This window comes from Streptomyces sp. NPDC090077 (assembly GCF_044747545.1).
Lineage (GTDB): Bacteria > Actinomycetota > Actinomycetes > Streptomycetales > Streptomycetaceae > Streptomyces.
In genome coordinates this window covers 1-1,773 of the sequence record NZ_JBIVEG010000071.1, presented here as the reverse complement: position 1 = coordinate 1,773, position 1,773 = coordinate 1, and the positions used below count along the sequence as shown (strand labels likewise).

General features: G+C 69.4%; 2 protein-coding genes. One reads left to right on the top strand and one right to left on the bottom strand.

The genetic code is table 11. The features are described from left to right. Positions 1-526 precede the first annotated feature (526 nt). Positions 527-877 carry a hypothetical protein gene (locus tag ACIPW5_RS39865; protein WP_401256424.1) on the bottom strand — a complete coding sequence of 117 codons (351 nt, stop codon included), beginning with the start codon at positions 875-877 and terminating at the stop codon, positions 527-529. A 156-nt stretch (positions 878-1,033) separates the two neighbouring features. Between ACIPW5_RS39865 and ACIPW5_RS39860 the strand changes: the two genes are divergently transcribed. Next, positions 1,034-1,564 carry a GNAT family N-acetyltransferase gene (locus ACIPW5_RS39860; RefSeq protein WP_401256422.1) on the top strand — a complete coding sequence of 177 codons (531 nt, stop codon included), beginning with the start codon at positions 1,034-1,036 and terminating at the stop codon, positions 1,562-1,564. The last annotated feature ends 209 nt before the right edge of the window (positions 1,565-1,773 follow it).

Sequence of the window (1,773 nt, the reverse complement as noted above, 5' to 3'; positions counted from 1 at the left end):
CGCGATGGCCTTCGGCCACCCTTGACAGGCCGACCCGCCCCGGAAAGCCGAAAGACTGCCGGGAAACCCCCAAAGAAACGGCACGGTCCAGAGGAGGAGGGGCGGGTCCGTCAGGGATGAGGCGACGGGGCCGGGGCCCGGCCCGCCGGGCATCCGGGCCCGTCCAGTCCCGGTCCGGGGCCAGGGGCGCGAATACCTGCACCAAAAGTCGCTCAGAGCACGCTACGGACCACCCAAGCGCGACAGATCGCTACGCGCTCCTCCCGTCTCGGCGTCCGACGACCGCCTGCGGCTGGTACCCGCACGAGAGGGTGACCAGGGCGTCCCAGGGAGCGGATGGGCGCGCCAGATCGCTACGCGCTCCTCGGATTTCAGCGTCCGGCGACCGCCTTGGGCTGATACCCGCACCAGAGGTTCATCAGGGCGATACGGGGAGCGATCAGGCGCAGCAGATCGCTACGCGCTTCTCTGACCTCGGCGTCTGCACCCGACAACAAGAACGGGCGGCCCGCGACTGCGTCCGGTCCTACGGGGCGTCGAAGCGGACGGAGCGGACTTCCAGGGTGTCCTTGGCCGGTGAGCCGTTGGCCCTGAGCCGCCACTGGGGGCCTTCGCAGCTCGGGTTGAGGTAGACCGTCACGGCGGTGTCGGTCTGGTTGTGCGGGGCGTAGCCGGGCAGTTCGTCGTCATCGCCGACCGGGTAGAGGTTGATGCACTTGCCGCTGTGCGGGTCGTGCAGGGTGGCGTACTGCTCGTGGCCGTAGCCGTCCACGTACTTGAAGTGGAAGTTGCCCTGGGCGGCCTGGGCAGAGCCGGACATCGACAGGACGAGGGTGAGGGCGCCGAGACAGGCGCCGAGGGTGCTGCGGAGCTTCATGAGAGGGGAATCCCTTCCGGAAGTGATCGAAAGCGCACGAAGGGGACCCTAGGAGGGGTGTCAGGTGGCGAATCGATCCGCTGGAACAGGCGCTCTGGCGCGTCACCCCGGCTCCACCTGTTCGGGTCAGGAGGAGGGCGTCACTAGGGTTCGAGGATGAACGACACGACAACCGGCATACGGATCCGACCCGGTGTCCTCGCGGACGCGGCGGCCGTGCTCGACATGCTCGACGGCGCCGTCGCGTGGATGAACTCCCGTGGCAACACCGAGCAGTGGGGCACCACCCCGTACTCGCAGAAGCCCGGCGGGGTGGAGCGGGTCGAGCGGTACCTGACCGAGAACACCCCGTGGATCGCGGAGTTGGACGGGACGCCCGTCGGGGCGATGGTCCTGGACTCCGGCCCCAGCCCCCAGATGCCCATCAAGGCGGCCGGGGAACCCGAGCTGTACGTCCGTCTGCTGGTCTCCGACCGGCAGCGGCTCGATCTGGGCATCGGCGCCGTCCTGCTGGCGCATGCCGCCGACGAGACCCGCCGGGCCGGCCTGGACCTCCTGCGCGTGGACTGCTGGGCGGGCGGCGGGGGCGAGCTGGTCGCGTTCTACGAGCGCAACGGCTTCACCCGCACCGAAGCCTTCATGTCGGGCGACTGGCCGGGCCAGGTCCTCGCCCGCCGTCCCCACTGACGGTCCCGCCCGTTTTCTGCAATGCCCTGATCGACCTTTGGTGCGGGTATCAGCCCCGGACGGCCGTCGGTCGCCGAGATCAGAGGAGCGCGTAGCGATCTGACGCGTCCCTGTGCTTCCGCACTGCTCTGGGCGACTTTTGGTGCAGGTATCAGCCCCAGGCGGTCGCCGGACGCTTGGCCGGGAGGAGCGCGTAGCGATCTGTCGCG

Excerpts from the sequence above, each read along its gene's own strand:
- ACIPW5_RS39860 (WP_401256422.1), top strand. The coding sequence starts at position 1,034 with ATGAACGACACGACAACCGGCATACGGATCCGACCCGGTGTCCTCGCG.
- ACIPW5_RS39865 (WP_401256424.1), bottom strand. The coding sequence starts at position 877 with ATGAAGCTCCGCAGCACCCTCGGCGCCTGTCTCGGCGCCCTCACCCTC.